Genomic DNA, 14170 nt, shown 5'->3' with positions numbered 1-14170 from the left:
GATGTTTCGCATCCTGTTTCGCCTGTATCTGGTGACGATCGTCTCCTACAGCGCGGCGATCTATCTGGTGCCGGATCTGGTGGTCATGGCGTTCCGGGATCGCTTCGTCACTTACAACCTCGATTATTCGCGCGGTCTGCAATCGCTGATTACCCGTCAGTTTCACGCCGTGCCGCAGGAGCAGTGGCCGGCGCTGGCGGCGTCGATGGACAAGGATTTCCAGCCGCTGCACATCGTCCTCGCGCGGATCGACGATGCCGGGTTCACCGCTCTCGAGCAGGAACGCCTGCGCCGTGGTGAAAACGTCGTACGCATTGGCGACTGGGGCTGGCGCACGCTGGCGGTGACGCCGCTGGACGACACCACCGCCGTGCAAATGGTCGTGCCGCCGGATCCGCTGGACGTCAATCTGTTGTACTGGAGCATCAACGTCCTGATCGGCGCGAGTCTGCTCGCCTGCCTGTTGATGTGGCTGCGCCCGCATTGGCGTGATCTGGAACGCCTCAAAGGCACTGCCGAACGCTTCGGTAAAGGTCACTTGAGCGAGCGCACAAAAATCGCCCCGAGCTCCAACATCGGCAGCCTCGCCAATGTTTTCGACACCATGGCGGGCGATATCGAAAACCTGCTCAATCAGCAACGTGACCTGCTCAACGCCGTGTCCCATGAACTGCGTACGCCACTGACGCGCCTGGATTTCGGCCTGGCTTTAGCCCTGTCCGATGACTTGCCGAGCGCCAGTCGCGAGCGTTTGCTGGGGCTGGTCGCGCACATTCGTGAGCTGGATGAGTTGGTGCTGGAGTTGCTTTCCTACAGCCGCTTGCAGAATCCGGCGCAACTGCCAGAGCAGGTCGAGGTGTCGCTGGATGAGTTCATCGACAGTATTCTGGGCAGTGTCGATGAAGAGCTGGAGTCGCCGGAGATCGTCATCGATGTGTTGCTGCACGGTCAGCTCGAACGCTTCTCGCTCGATCCACGCCTGACCGCGCGGGCGATCCAGAACCTGCTGCGCAATGCCATGCGCTATTGCGAAAAACGCATTCAGATAGGCGTGCAGGTCAATGCCGAGGGCTGTGAGATCTGGGTCGATGATGACGGCATCGGTATTCCCGATGATGAGCGAGAGCGGATTTTCGAGCCGTTCTATCGACTTGATCGCAGTCGGGATCGGGCTACGGGTGGTTTTGGTCTTGGTCTGGCGATCAGCCGTCGCGCGCTGGAAGCACAGGGCGGCACGTTGACCGTTGAGTCTTCACCGTTGGGCGGGGCACGCTTCCGGCTGTGGTTGCCCAATAACGCCTGAGCTGCGTGACGCTGAAAATCTACCTGTGGGGCCGAGCCTGCTCGCGAAGGCGTCGGGTCAGTCAACGCATACCTGGCTGACATACCACCTTCGCGAGCAGGCTCGCTCCTTGGGAATTTCGTTGTTCAGACCAGCTCTGTGGATTGAATCAACCCGACCCCGGCACTTTGCATCCGCTCAATCGCTGTCGCCAGTGATCCATTCAGATCGATCTCCCGGCACGCATCCAGCACCACATAAGTATTGAACCCCGCCGCCCGTGCATCCAGCGCCGAAAACATCACGCAGAAATCCAGTGCCAGCCCCACCATGTAGACCGTATCGATCCCGCGCTCTTTCAGGTAACCGGACAGCCCCGTGGTGGTGCGGCGATCGGCTTCCAGAAAGGCTGAATAGCTGTCGATATCCGGATTGCAGCCCTTGCGAATGATCAGTTGGGCGTGAGGCAGGTCAAGTTCCTGGTGAAACTCGGCCCCCGGTGTCGATTGCACACAATGGTCGGGCCAGAGCGTCTGCTCGCCATAAGGCAACTGGATGACATCGTAGGGCTGGTGCCCGGGATGACTGGACGCAAATGAGGCGTGACCGGTCGGGTGCCAGTCCTGTGCGACGACAACCTGGGTGAACTGGCGGGCGAGCCGGTTGATCAGCGGCACAATCAGGTCTCCTTCGGGGACCGCTAATTGACCGCCGGGGGTGAAGTCGTTTTGAACGTCGATCACCAGTAAGGCAGAGCGGGATGAATCTGGCATCGTGGAGGCATCCTCGGAAAAAATACGCGCTGAGCATAGTGCAGGAACTAGCTAGTGATTAAGCGGCTTTTTAACAGTTTTGCCTTGTCTTCCAGCGCCATCGGGGCGTCGTGTCCGATCAGCATCCAGGCGTGTTCACGTTCAGTCCAATACACCACGTTCATCTCTCGCCGACGCTCATGGGCCAACGGCTGACTGCCGCTGTTCGAGCGGGTCACACACAGCGCCAATGGCCCATGTTTCGCATCCAGATAAACGATCTGCGCAATCGGTACGCCGTCGTACTCCAGCATCTGCGCCCGTATGAATTCGGCATCAGGCAGCTTCAAAGTGGCTGGCGCAAGTCTCAGGCCCAGGCGCGCATCGACGGTGCGCAGTTGCGCGCGTTGGGAGGCTTCGTCGGTGGGCAGGTGATCGAGCGTTTGCGGCACATACAGCGCCATGTAATCGCCCACCAATGCCCGCCAGTTGTTCGATTGCACGGCGTGCCAGCCGAGGAATAACCGGTCGGCCAACACGCCACCGGCCAACAGCGCAGCGGCGGCGCCACCGATAAACCAGCGGCGATTGAAGCCCGGAGGCTGCGGCGCTGGAATGGCGTCCAGCCGCGCTTGCAGACGCTCCAGCGGGGCCTGTTGCGCCAGCTCGTCATAGGCGTTCTTGTACGGCAGGTTGCTGCGACTGAGCCATTGCACGCGCAGACTCAGCAGTGAGTCTTCGGCAATGGCGTTGTCGAGTTGATGGCGATAGTCGCCGTCGAGTTCGCCGTCGAGGTAGGCGACCAGTTGCTCATCCGAAGGTGGGTTCATGATCGGTCTCCTTCGGTGGATTTCGGCACGGTCTGCAGCGGTGGGTATTCGGCGAGTTTGAGGCGGGCGGTGGCCAGACGGCTCATGACCGTGCCGATCGGCACTTGCAGGATTTCAGCGACTTCGCGGTAGGACAAGCCTTCGACATAGGCGAGGTAGACCGTTTCGCGCTGGGTCTCGGGCAGCGCATCGACGCGGCGGATCACTTGCGCGGCCATCACATGCGTTTGCGCGGCGTACTCACCATCAAACGCCAGTTGGCCATCGGCATCGACCTGGCCCGCACCCTGTCGCACGCGACGAGCGCGTACTTCATTGAGCCAGATCGAATGCAGAATGCTCAGCAACCAGCGATCCATGCGCGTACCGGCGATGTACTGATTGGCGCGCTCCAGCGCTCGCACGCAGGTGGCTTGCACCAGATCCTCGGCCACATGCCGATTGCGCGACAGCAGTAGACCGTAGCGCCACAGTCGCGCCAGGTGCTGCCCGAGTTCTGCTCTGAATGCCTGATCGTTGAAGATGATGGCGGCCCTTATAAGTGCTCAGGTTTTCGATGAGTCGTTGATGGCTTCGGCCAGGTCCTGATATTCCTCGCACGACGTGCCGCAAATCGATTGGATCTGCTGCAACTGCTCCTGCGCCAGGTCAACGCGGCCTTTGATCACATAGGCCTCGCCGAGGTATTCGCGCACTTGCGCGTACTGCGGATCGAGTTTCACCGATTGCAGGTAATAACCGATGCCCTCGTCAGTGCGCCCCAGTTTGCGCGTGGCGTAGCCGCGATAGTTGAGAGCCTTGGCGGTGTGCGGTTGCTTCAGCGTGTCGAGCAACGCCAGGGCCTCTTCGTAGCGACCGGCCTTGGCAAGGCGATAGGCGTAATCAGTACGGTCGGCATCCGAAAGTGCTTTGCTGACTTGCATCACACACTTCTGGGTTTTGCTGTCCCAGACCTGGCCTTTCGGGCATTCCGGCTTCTGCACCGGCGCGTCTTCATCGCCATTGGCCAGGGCCAATTGGCTGGACATCGCCGCGGCCAGTAACAACGGGGCGGCGAACATAACGGAACGGATAGTCATGGGCAAGGCTCCACAGAAAGTTATGGTTCACTTTGAACACCACAGGGTGAATTTTTATTCATTGCTTTATCAGTGACTGTTCAAGGTAAGCGTAAATTCAAGCGCTATGCTCGGGAGCGTCTGCCGTCGATCCGATGTTTTGCCGTAAGGAGAGTTGCCATGACCGATCACGTCCATCATTCAGCCGCTGCCGGCTACAAAAGCGCTGCCGACACCTATGTGAAAGGTCGGCCGGACTATCCGCCGCAGGTCAGTGAGTGGTTGGCCGCGACGCTGGGCCTGGATGGGCATAAAACGGTGATTGATCTGGGTGCCGGCACCGGCAAGTTCACCGGGCGTCTGGTGGTGACGGGCGCGCAAGTGATCGCGGTTGAACCGGTGCCGCAGATGCTGGAAAAGCTGTCTGACGCCTGGCCTGATGTGCTGGCCGTGAGCGGCACGGCGACCGATCTGCCGTTGCCGGACGCTTCAGTCGATGCGGTGATTTGCGCGCAAGCGTTTCACTGGTTCGCCAGTGCCGAGGCGCTGACCGAAATCGCTCGAGTACTCAAGCCCGGAGGCAAGTTGGGGCTGATCTGGAACCTGCGTGACACCGACGTCAGTTGGGTGCCGAAACTGGACGCCATCGTCAACGCACTGGAAGGGGACACGCCGCGCTATTACACAGGTGCCTGGCGCAAAGCGTTTCCGCACCCGGCATTCGCGCCTCTGCAGGTCGAGCGGTTTCACCATGGCCATACCGGATCGCCGGAAGACGTGATTCTCAATCGGGTGCGCTCCACCAGTTTCATCGCCGCGCTGCCGGAGGCGCAACGGGCGAAAATCGATGAACAGATTCGTGCGTTAATCGCCACAGAGCCGGAACTGCGTGGCAGGGATGTGGTGACAGTGCCTTACGAAACCGCCGCGTTCGTCGCCGTGAAAAAAACCTGACATGTGGGAGCGAGCCTGCTCGCGAAGGCAATCTACCCGGCATTCGATAACCCGGATCAACCCACCCGAGCCAGATCCACCGCCTTCCTGTTGCGCTCGCGAACCCCACGCACCACCAGATACAACAACGGCCCAACCGAGACAAAAACCGCCGTCAGCAACAAATACGGCACCACCGACCAAACCGACTGCCCACGCGACCGGGCATCCTTGACCATCCACACCCCGGCCAGAGTCGCCAGCAGATACAGATCAATCACCACCTGCGCGGTATCTGGCCGCGACATCAGGCTGATGCCGAAGTCGATCAACGACTGTTCAGCCTGGAGCATCACCGAAACGGTGTAACCGCTAAAAGCGAGCAAAGCCGCGAGGGGCAGGGCGATCGACATCATGCATTCCTTCCGTGGTGTGATGAGAGAGTCGCCAGACTAACGCCGCCGCGCAAAATTGGCCATTGACTCGCCAATAGCGCACAGGCTAATTTCCAGCCCATGACTTCGACTGTATCGCGTTGGCAGCCAATGATTATTACCGCCATTCCTCATTTGGCGGGCTAGCTCACGACTGCAGCACCCAACCCGCCCTAGAGGCGGGTTTTTACTTTCTGTCTCCGGGGTTTTTGAAGTGTGGCTCATGTAGGAGCTGCCGAAGGCTGCGATCTTTTGATCTTGTTTTTGATTTAGAAAAACCAAAGTCAAAAGATCGCAGCCTTCGGCAGCTCCTACAGGGACCGTGTGAAATTCTGCCAAGGAGATGTTCATGAGTTACACATACGATCAGCAAACCCTGCTTGAGCACTACGTGAAAAAGATCCTCGCCGCGCCAGTGTACGACCTCGCGGTGCGCACGCCTTTGCAAGCGGCACCGGCGCTGTCGGAGGCGCTGGGCAACCGGATTCTGCTCAAGCGCGAAGACCTGCAACCGACGTTCTCTTTCAAGATCCGTGGCGCCTACAACAAACTGGTGCAGCTCAGTGAAGAGCAAAAGGCGCGCGGGGTAATCACCGCATCGGCCGGCAATCACGCGCAAGGCGTGGCGTTGGCCGCGCGAGAGCTGGGAATTGCGGCGACCATCGTCATGCCGGCGACAACGCCGGAACTGAAAGTGCTGGGTGTGCGCAGTCGTGGCGCTGAAGCGTTGCTGCATGGCGAGAGTTTCCCGTTCGCCCTGGCGCATGCGCTGCAACTGGCAGAACAGAGCGGACGCACCTTCGTCTCACCGTTCGATGACCCGGAAGTGATCGCCGGGCAGGGCACCGTGGCAATGGAAATCCTCCGCCAGCATCAAGGTTCGCTGGATGCGATTTTTATCCCGGTAGGTGGTGGCGGTCTGATCGCAGGCATCGCGGCCTACGTCAAATACCTGCGCCCGGAAGTGCGGATCATCGGCGTCGAATCCGAACACTCAGCGTGCCTGAAGGCCGCGCTCGAAGCCGATCAGCGCGTCGTGCTGCCGAATGTTGGCACCTTCGCCGATGGCGTGGCGGTAGCGCAGATCGGTGCGTTCGGGTTTGAGGTTTGCCGTTTCTGCGTCGACGAAGTGATCACCGTCAGCAATGACGACCTCTGCGCAGCGATCAAGAATATCTACGACGATACCCGCTCGATCACCGAACCTTCCGGCGCCCTGGCCGTTGCAGGCATCAAGCAATACGTAGCGCAAACCGGGGTGAAAGAGCAGACATTCGTGGCGATCGACTCGGGCGCCAATATCAACTTCGACAGCCTGCGCCACGTTGCCGAGCGCGCCGCGATGTGCGGCGTCTCGGCATGATGAGGCTTACGGCAGCAAGGGGCGCAGGAAGCTGCGCTCGTAGCTGACGATAAACTTCTTCTCGACCAGGCTGGCAACCAGAGCGGTGCTTTCCGGATCGGTCATCGCGATGTGCCGATAGCTTTCGTAATCCGCCAGCGACGGAAAACTGAACAGGCAATAAGCGATGTTGCTCGCGCCTTCGGACGGCAAAAAGTAGCCGTGATGGGTGCCGCCCAAGCGCTCGACGATGCCGAGCCAGGCCTTGGCGTAGGCCTCGAACTCAGGCAATTGGTACGGATCAATGACATATCGGACGTGGCAGGTAATCAAACGACGCACTCCTTGTTCGGGTTATTCCTGCAGGGCTGTACCGACTTTGTCCGACGCCGACCAGATGCGATAACGCACTTCGACATCGGACGGCGCATACACCACGACCGGCAACTTGCTGTTGTACCGCAGCATGAAGCCGTCACCAACGACCGGCACGAAGGCGCGTTTCTTCTGGCTGCCGGGTGGGCAGGCCATCATCGTGCTCATCGGCCCAATGACTTTTTCCAGGCGATAGAACGGATAACCCCAACCTTCAAGATTCTTCTCATCGAGAACACCGCCCAACCGCTGGCGATTGCAGTCCACTTCAAGCGTTTTGCCGGCAAGAATTTCCACCTGGAAGTTCTCTTCCTGCTCTTGCTTAGGCAAGTGAATGACCTGGCGGGTAAACCCTGCTTCAGCTTTTGGGTACGGCGCGACGTCTTCAAGCTTGGCGGCGTGGGCGAGGGTGGACAGGCTGGCGATGATCAGCCCGGTGGTCGCGTAAACGCGGAAAGAACCCATGGAAGCCTCCGTGCGGGTGTAGGGTGGATTACGGGCATTCTTACCGTCATGGGCCGTGATTGCAAACCAGCGTCGAGTTGCAAATTGCAGTGCCGGCAGGGGCCATTCTTGCAATTTGCAAGTAGCCAAATACTGGCACCGCCGCCAAGTGCTTGATTTCATGAGGGTGAAAATGAACCGATGAAAGGCACGCTTTATGCGTCTTTTCAGTGCGGCGCACCGGCCTTGGGCGCCTACACTCCAATGGGCATTTCGCAGTACCACCGCTTGTCGCACCAGGGAAACAGCGGGGACACACCCGTGCAGGGGCAGCAACGGTCAGCGTGAATACTTGATTGGCATCTCACAGTAAGGAGAGGGTTTCGCCATGTTTCTGTCTGCCTTGGAACTACGCAATATCATTGAAAGCAGTTTTCTGCCGAAACGCTGCCAGTGCACGCTGTCGCCGGACTTGTCGATGACCGTCAAGGTCTTCGGCGATCACCAGACCGATCAGGTCGATCTGCTGGTCAGCGGTATCGACGCCAGCCACCTCAATGGCTGTCGTGAAATCAACGAACTGATCGCGGGGCTGCGCTCGGACTTGAAAGAACAAACTACGCCACATCACTACAGCCCACGCTCCAGAGCCGTCTAACGCACCGTTTCACCCAGTTCGACCGTCACGCGCCGGGCCTGCACAAAACCAAGGCCCAGCGCGAACTCGACCAGCACCGCGAGCAAAATCCCGGGGCCGGCATGGCCGTTGAGCCATTCCGCAAAACCCAGCACCGCCAAACCAAAACAACCGACGATAAAGCCGTTGCTCAGCGCATTGCGCCCCAGCGACGGCGGCGCGTTGCGCACCAGATAAAACATCACCCCCAACGCCGCAAACAGCACCGCACTGCGCCGCGCGACAAACCCCGCAGCGTCGGAATACTCGATGCTCCAGATCGCCAGCAGCCTCTCCGGGAAAACGCCCCAGGCCAGCGCCAGCAAAAAACACAACGAACACGTGAAGCCCGACAACGAGCGAAACGACAACTGCATGGCGAATCCTTGCGGCAGTGAGGAGGGCTCCGAGCATAACCGCCGAAACTCCCCACGCCTACCGCAAACCCGCAAATCAGACGTTTCTGTCAGTTCTGGAAGTTGCACGCGTCAGACAATTTCCGATAGCTGATTTCTTCAGGCTTACCGGCGTTGTCGATGTACTTCATGTCGGCCGTAACCACTTTGCACAGTTGCGTTGGCGGCTCGGTCAACGACACCACTTTGGCCACCTGCAGCGGCATGCCGTACTGATACGGCACGGCTTTGGACGTGGCCGAAGTGTCATTGGCCTGTGCCAGCCCGGCAAACGCGGTGCAGGCGAGGGCGGCGGTGAGCAATAAAGGACGAATGTTCATGAAAGGACTCCCGAGTGGCGGTTCTAGAGTTCGGCGTGATGCACCCGAACCTGCCGCACTGGGCAACAGCCAGAATGGCTGAGGGCGTGCGGTTCAGTAGAGTTTTTGACCACGGCGTTAAGGGATGGTTAACCGAGCTGAACGCCGGCTGTCAGGGAGTGCGGCGGTTTTCTCAGGAAGGTTTGGCGAATTCCTACAAAGGCTGGTGCCTTGTCTGCTTTCGGCGGCTGGAGCGGGGCGGTTATTGTCGGTTGCCGCTGCAAAATCAGTGGTTCGGGTTTGGTCACTTGATAACTTCCCTTATTGCAGATGTGCCATCATTTGCGCTGCGGACATCTGTGTCCGTGCGGTGCATAGCTGTGGCGGCTGTGTGCAGGACGCCTTCGGGCGAGCTGAGTTGGGGTTGTTCTCGGTTGACCAAGCCTGCACACAGTCCGCCTCCCACTGTTTGGTCACAGTGCTGGCGGTTACTTTCGACCCAATTGAGTAATCACCTATGCCGATAATCAAACTGCTACAAAACCGCTACCTCCCCCTCACAAGCAACGTCACCGAAACCCCGACACTGCTCATCGACACCCAAGCCAACCCGAAAGACATCCTCGAAGCCGCCGTCCAGCGCATCCGCGCCGCCGCCGACCTGCTCGAAACCCTGCATTGCCTATGCTTCAAGCACGCCGACGTACAAGACATTCCACACATCACCCATGCGCTTTACCTGCTGACGCAGGATGGCAATGATTTGCTGCAGGTCGCGCAGCAGCAGATGTTGAACTGGAAAGCGCCTGCTTGAGTTCACCCCTCAAAAAAGCCTGCCGTCGAAAGAGGGCAGGCTGAGTGGTTTAGCGATGGATTCGAAAAGCTCATTGTGATTGCAGGTTGCGAGCGTATTCGACCAGATCTTTGGGGTAGACCATGTGATCGATTTTGCTGTCGTCTATACCGTATAAAAACGCGATGGCAGCAGCCTCGAAAGCCCAATAACCAACGTAGTTGCCGTCATCGTCTTCAATGTCGAGATGACTGTCATGCCAGTTAGTTTGTAAATCTTCGAAGCCTTGGTACCAACCGTCACAGTATTGCTCAAGTAGCTCGCTGGACTCTTCAGCGCTCTCCGCGTAAATCGCCCGAACCAGCGGCGTGTACAAATCGTGATACCACTCATCAAGGTCAGCTCGCCCGGGCAAGCACTTGCGCAGCAGATCCTCATATAACGTGTCCTCGCCTGCGTAGCCGGCTCGGTCAATCAGGGCGGAGAACCTGGCCAGTAAGTCGATACGATGCAGCAGGATGCACAAACTCATGACCTGGACGCATTCTTCGTACCGCTCCGGCCAATAATCGATTGCCAAAGGCGAAACGTTGGGTGCATCGTTCAGAGCAAGCGCTTGCTGATTGATTTCATAGTGATCTACGAGCTTCTCCAGTCGCGGAACCAAAGAGGCTATCGGTTCGCCTGCCGTGTAACTGACCAACAAAGCGTTGAACGCGGCATCTTTGAAATAAGTAGTGCGTAACGCCTGCTCTTCAGCAGCGCTATCCGCCTGCATGGTCTCGCCCACCCAGCGGGACTCGGTTTCATCATAGAGTCGGATGGATTTTCGATAGTACGAGTCAGTGAGAAACGCTTGGCGTTTACGCACTAGGGGATCTTCCTTTTCCATAACACCTGCTCAAGATCGAGAACTGAAAAGTCTTTATGAGATCCGCTACGAAGGTTGAACGTTGTTGGTGGGCCGTTGGCTTCTTGCATATTCGACTCCCCTGACCAATGCCAGAGTGTGTCGCCCCGGCGAGAGTCGGTGATGTTAGGAAAGATCTCACCCTGTTGAAGTTGTCTGCGAGAGTTTTCTTGGGTTGGCGTAAACCAATAACCTCGCTCAGCGCTCAAAGAACAAACCCGAATGAATGCTTGTTACTTCAGATCGAACACCTCAAAACCTTTTCGACCGGGCAGAGTGTTGATACCTTTCGGTTCCTCTGGCTGCCCTTTGATTGCGATGTAGTCATAGACAAGGAATTTTGAGGGGTCTTCATAACCCTCATTCGGTATCACTAAGCGCATTTGTTGTGCATTTAAGTACAACAGGCTCGGAAGCGCTTTTTCGGCGAAATCGATTCGCTCCAGGTTTTTAGTCTTTGGATTTTTGCGTACAACGGCTCCTTTCAAGTAGGGGGAGCCATAGTTCAGAGCGTAAATCAGACTGGCTCCTGAGCATCTTGCTAATACGATGTCGCCAACGAAGTTTGTATCTGGCATGTCCGGAAAAGCGGTATCGACATTATCGCCAATCATCACGAATAGCTGTTGCCCATCCTTACTTGAGCTGGCGAGCAAGGCCGCACTGGTTCCGTCGGGAAATGGGCAGTCCAGGACGACTTTCTTGGGATCAGCTAAAAGCGGACGACAAAAAATGGCAAAAACTAAAACGATCCACAAGTTTTTCATTGTAATGCCGTCCGCAAAACGTCCATCGAGTCAGGATTCGCCGCTAGTTTTTTGGCGCACTCACTTATTTTTTTGTAATAGACTCCATTGGTTTTGCCCCGGTATTTTTTATACGCCTCTTCCGTTGAACTGGAAATATCCAGCCAGTACTGCATGTACTCTGTTCCCAGTTGAATATTCTGAGCTTCGTCCCATATGGATTGGGATGCGTAGAAGGCTGCCCCAGCCGCAAAGGCTTCTTCAGTCTGAGCATCGCTCGGAGAACGTCCCAATTGTTTTTTCTTTCGGTACTTATAGACTTGTTTTACTGCAGGCTCTTGCATCTGCATAAGGCCTCGGGCTGAATGTTTACCTAAACCCGCATTCGCGTCAAAGCGTGACTCCATATAAATCTGGCAAATCACCAGGTTATTTCTAATTTTTCGGTGTACGAGATGAACAGTTTCTTTAAGGCTGCGTTTTTGAAACGCGTAGCTCTTAAAGAGGCTTCTTGCTCTGGAGTGTCTGACTCGAATGTATTGTTCGCCCAGAACTCTTTGGTTTCGTCGCTGTAAGCGAGAAAGTCGTTATATCTGACCTCGGTTAAAAAATCTTGTCTTCTGTTCATAACAGAGTTTTTACTCAAGAGTGAAAGTGATAGTTACGCTATTTCTTCGTGAAACGTTTTTTGTTTAATGCAGATAGTTTGACTTCGCCTCCATTAGGGAGTGCGAAGTGGTCCTGAAAGTGCGTCCAAGTATATTCATTTTCCGTTCTTAGACGCTTCGCTCAGCGCTCAAAGCGCTAGCGCCGAGCGAAGGGTAAAGCAGCTTATTCTTCGCCTGACCAATACCAAATAGTGTCCCCCCAATGAGAGTCTTTGATGTCAGGCATAACCTCACCTTGAATGAAGTGACGACGAGACTCAGCTTTGGCAGGGGTAAACCAATAGCCAGTTTTGCTACATGGCTGACCAGCGTCAACACGAGCAACCTGTGACCCATTTGTTGGTCGATAATTTCTAGCGTACTCGACCAAGTCTTTGGGATAGACCATATGGTCTATTTTGCTGTCGTCTATGCCATATAAAAATGCAATAGCTGCTGCTTCGATGGCCCAGTACCCGACATAATTTCCATCCTCTCCTTGTAAGTGAGTATCGTGCCAAGGAGCCTGTTTAAAGGCTGGGTACCATTGTTGGCAATATTTTTTTAGAAGCTTTGAAGATTCTTCTTTATTATTAATGTATAGGGCTTGTACAAGTGGTGTATATACGTCGTGATACCAACGATCGACGTCGTGACGGTTTGGTAGAACTTTCTTCAATAAGTCTTCGTAAAGAGTGTCATCACCAGCATACCCCGCTTGGTCAATGAGTTTTACGAAGCGAGGTAATAGGTCAGTTCGATGCAACAAGATACAGAGACTGATAACTTGAACGGCTTCCTCGTACTGATCCGGCCAGTCATCAAGTGCCAATGGCGATATTTTGGATGATTTTTGATATTCGGCCAGAGTTTTTTGACGGATCTCGTATTTTTCAATTAGATCCTCCAACAGAGGGACGAGTTTCTCTATGTTTTCCCCTGCGGTATAGCTGGCAAGAAGCTTGTCAAGAGCTAGAGTCTGAAAAAAAGCTGAGCGAAGTGATGCTTCCTCCTCGGCAGTGTCGGATTTGAATTTGTTACTCTTGAAGAACTCGATTACTTCGTCGTGTTCTCTTAAGAAGTTTTTATAATGGTTTTCGCTAAAATAAGCTTGTCTTATTTTCATATTAGCCAGTCTCATCTTGAGCGAGTCTGATGCAAAGTGTTTATAGTGTATGGTGACCTATGTGGAGGCGTATTTACTATTTGGATTGCAGGGGTTGTAATAGTGTGTCATGAGAATTTCGCTCAGAACTGTTGGCCAAGTTCTGAGCGGGTAGAAAGCAAATTTATTCTTCGCCTGACCAATACCAAATAGTTTCGCCCCATTTGGAATCACCGAAACTCGGCATCGTTTCACCTTGAATGAAGTGACGCCTTGAGTTGGCCTGTGCCGGAGTGAACCAATAACCCGTAATGCTGCAGGGCTGGCCAGCATCTATACGAGAAATCTGGGAATTATTAGTCGGTTGATAATTTCTGGCATATTTCACTAGGTCTTTTGGATAAACCATGTGACTGATTTTGCTGTCATCTATTCCATACAGGAATGCAATAGCTCCGGCTTCTATAGCCCAATACCCCACGTAGTTCCCATTTTCTCCTTGCAAATGCAAGTCATGCCATGGGGCTTGTTTGAAAGCGGGGTACCATTCGCTGCAGTATTTTTTTAGAAGCTTGGAAGCTTCCTCTTTGCTATCTGCGTAGATGGCTTGAACTAACGGAGTGTAGATGTCATGAAACCACTGATCTACATCTTGTCTGTTCGGTAATAATTTGATGAGTAAATCTTCATACAAAGTGTCGCTACCAGCATAACCTGCGTCATCCAGTAATTTGACAAAGCGTTTAAGAAGGTCGATGCGATGCAGTAATACACAAAATCCTATAACTTGCACACACTCTTCGTACTGGTAAGGCCAATCATCAATTGCCAGTGGTGATATTTCAGGAATGTTTTCGTATATTTCAAGTTTTGCCTGACGGATTTCATATTTTTCAATCAGATCATCTAGAAGTGGTATTAATGAAAAAATTTCTTCGCCCGCAGTATAAGCAGCCAGAAGTCTGTCGAGCGCAAGCTTTTGCAGGTGTCTAGAGCGAAGAGCTGCCTCTTCTTCAGGGGAGTCTGATTCAAAAGTATTTGTTTTTAAGAACTCGATTACTTCATCATGTTCTCTTTGGAAGTTTTTATAATGATTTTCGCTAAAAAAGGTTTGTCTTTTGTTCATTT

Annotated in this window: 18 protein-coding genes and 1 pseudogene; 5 read left to right on the top strand and 14 right to left on the bottom strand. The window is 54.9% G+C overall.

The window, feature by feature from the left end; all coding sequences use genetic code 11:
• Window position 1 precedes the first annotated feature (1 nt).
• A complete protein-coding gene (locus tag AC0ZWN_RS07345; RefSeq protein ID WP_476334561.1) occupies window positions 2–1303 on the top strand; it encodes an ATP-binding protein in 1302 nt (433 codons plus the stop codon).
• Window positions 1304–1428: 125 nt separating this feature from the next.
• Here the strand turns inward: AC0ZWN_RS07345 and pncA are convergent, their stop codons facing one another.
• The 4 genes from pncA to AC0ZWN_RS07325 form a co-directional block, all read right to left on the bottom strand.
• The gene (gene pncA, locus AC0ZWN_RS07340; RefSeq protein ID WP_476334559.1) at window positions 1429–2055 is read right to left on the bottom strand and encodes a bifunctional nicotinamidase/pyrazinamidase; all 627 of its coding nucleotides are present in this window, start codon (window positions 2053–2055) and stop codon (window positions 1429–1431) included.
• A gap of 47 nt (window positions 2056–2102) precedes the next feature.
• The gene (locus tag AC0ZWN_RS07335; RefSeq protein ID WP_476334558.1) at window positions 2103–2864 is read right to left on the bottom strand and encodes an anti-sigma factor; all 762 of its coding nucleotides are present in this window, start codon (window positions 2862–2864) and stop codon (window positions 2103–2105) included.
• The gene (locus AC0ZWN_RS07330) at window positions 2861–3319 is read right to left on the bottom strand and encodes a sigma-70 family RNA polymerase sigma factor (RefSeq protein ID WP_256573860.1); all 459 of its coding nucleotides are present in this window, start codon (window positions 3317–3319) and stop codon (window positions 2861–2863) included. The genes AC0ZWN_RS07335 and AC0ZWN_RS07330 overlap by 4 nt, the downstream gene beginning before the upstream one ends.
• 90 nt (window positions 3320–3409) lie before the next feature.
• Window positions 3410–3943 (bottom strand): tetratricopeptide repeat protein, encoded by a 534-nt coding sequence (locus tag AC0ZWN_RS07325; RefSeq protein WP_476334557.1) that lies wholly within the window; start codon window positions 3941–3943, stop codon window positions 3410–3412.
• Window positions 3944–4102: 159 nt separating this feature from the next.
• Between AC0ZWN_RS07325 and AC0ZWN_RS07320 the strand changes: the two genes are divergently transcribed.
• Window positions 4103–4876, top strand: coding sequence for a class I SAM-dependent methyltransferase (locus tag AC0ZWN_RS07320; protein ID WP_476334556.1), 774 nt, complete (start codon window positions 4103–4105; stop codon window positions 4874–4876).
• A gap of 56 nt (window positions 4877–4932) precedes the next feature.
• Here AC0ZWN_RS07320 and AC0ZWN_RS07315 read toward each other — a convergent pair whose 3' ends face one another.
• Window positions 4933–5271 (bottom strand): DUF2834 domain-containing protein, encoded by a 339-nt coding sequence (locus AC0ZWN_RS07315; protein WP_476334555.1) that lies wholly within the window; start codon window positions 5269–5271, stop codon window positions 4933–4935.
• A 361-nt stretch (window positions 5272–5632) separates the two neighbouring features.
• Here AC0ZWN_RS07315 and ilvA point away from each other — a divergent pair.
• A pseudogene (ilvA, locus tag AC0ZWN_RS07310) lies at window positions 5633–6634 on the top strand (threonine ammonia-lyase, biosynthetic); the annotation flags it as partial.
• Between the two features lie 24 nt (window positions 6635–6658).
• Here ilvA and AC0ZWN_RS07305 read toward each other — a convergent pair.
• Window positions 6659–6964 (bottom strand): NIPSNAP family protein, encoded by a 306-nt coding sequence (locus tag AC0ZWN_RS07305; protein ID WP_064362707.1) that lies wholly within the window; start codon window positions 6962–6964, stop codon window positions 6659–6661.
• A gap of 21 nt (window positions 6965–6985) precedes the next feature.
• Window positions 6986–7471: a serine protease inhibitor ecotin gene (gene eco / locus AC0ZWN_RS07300; RefSeq protein ID WP_016983102.1), complete on the bottom strand. Its 486-nt coding sequence runs from the start codon at window positions 7469–7471 to the stop codon at window positions 6986–6988.
• Window positions 7472–7838: 367 nt separating this feature from the next.
• Between eco and AC0ZWN_RS07295 the strand changes: the two genes are divergently transcribed.
• Window positions 7839–8108 carry a DUF1652 domain-containing protein gene (locus AC0ZWN_RS07295; RefSeq protein WP_093431200.1) on the top strand — a complete coding sequence of 90 codons (270 nt, stop codon included), beginning with the start codon at window positions 7839–7841 and terminating at the stop codon, window positions 8106–8108.
• Here the strand turns inward: AC0ZWN_RS07295 and AC0ZWN_RS07290 are convergent.
• Window positions 8105–8503: a hypothetical protein gene (locus tag AC0ZWN_RS07290; protein ID WP_095126326.1), complete on the bottom strand. Its 399-nt coding sequence runs from the start codon at window positions 8501–8503 to the stop codon at window positions 8105–8107. The genes AC0ZWN_RS07295 and AC0ZWN_RS07290 overlap by 4 nt on opposite strands.
• Before the next feature lie 89 nt (window positions 8504–8592).
• Window positions 8593–8862, bottom strand: a complete 270-nt coding sequence (locus tag AC0ZWN_RS07285; protein ID WP_427119641.1) for a DUF2790 domain-containing protein — start codon at window positions 8860–8862, stop codon at window positions 8593–8595.
• A 496-nt stretch (window positions 8863–9358) separates the two neighbouring features.
• On the opposite strand from AC0ZWN_RS07285, the gene AC0ZWN_RS07280 reads away from it, so the two are divergent.
• Entirely contained in the window at window positions 9359–9655 is a 297-nt protein-coding gene (locus AC0ZWN_RS07280; RefSeq protein ID WP_093431206.1) for a hypothetical protein, read from the top strand.
• A gap of 70 nt (window positions 9656–9725) precedes the next feature.
• Here the strand turns inward: AC0ZWN_RS07280 and AC0ZWN_RS07275 are convergent, their stop codons facing one another.
• The 5 genes from AC0ZWN_RS07275 to AC0ZWN_RS07255 all read right to left on the bottom strand — a co-directional run bounded on the left by AC0ZWN_RS07275 (window position 9726) and on the right by AC0ZWN_RS07255 (window position 14168).
• Complete coding sequence (locus AC0ZWN_RS07275) at window positions 9726–10526, bottom strand: PoNe immunity protein domain-containing protein (protein WP_476334554.1); 801 nt, start codon at window positions 10524–10526, stop codon at window positions 9726–9728.
• Between the two features lie 251 nt (window positions 10527–10777).
• A complete protein-coding gene (locus tag AC0ZWN_RS07270) occupies window positions 10778–11311 on the bottom strand; it encodes a hypothetical protein (RefSeq protein ID WP_460128946.1) in 534 nt (177 codons plus the stop codon).
• A complete protein-coding gene (locus tag AC0ZWN_RS07265) occupies window positions 11308–11640 on the bottom strand; it encodes a hypothetical protein (protein WP_286079805.1) in 333 nt (110 codons plus the stop codon). The genes AC0ZWN_RS07270 and AC0ZWN_RS07265 overlap by 4 nt, the downstream gene beginning before the upstream one ends.
• Before the next feature lie 481 nt (window positions 11641–12121).
• Window positions 12122–13063 (bottom strand): PoNe immunity protein domain-containing protein, encoded by a 942-nt coding sequence (locus AC0ZWN_RS07260; RefSeq protein WP_460128944.1) that lies wholly within the window; start codon window positions 13061–13063, stop codon window positions 12122–12124.
• Window positions 13064–13226: 163 nt separating this feature from the next.
• Window positions 13227–14168, bottom strand: a complete 942-nt coding sequence (locus AC0ZWN_RS07255; protein WP_476334553.1) for a PoNe immunity protein domain-containing protein — start codon at window positions 14166–14168, stop codon at window positions 13227–13229.
• Between the last annotated feature and the right edge of the window lie 2 nt (window positions 14169–14170).

This window comes from Pseudomonas sp. 3B-A001-10F, from assembly GCF_056313565.1.
Note: the sequence above shows the minus strand (reverse complement) of the source record. Positions and strands in the feature narration are given on the sequence as shown.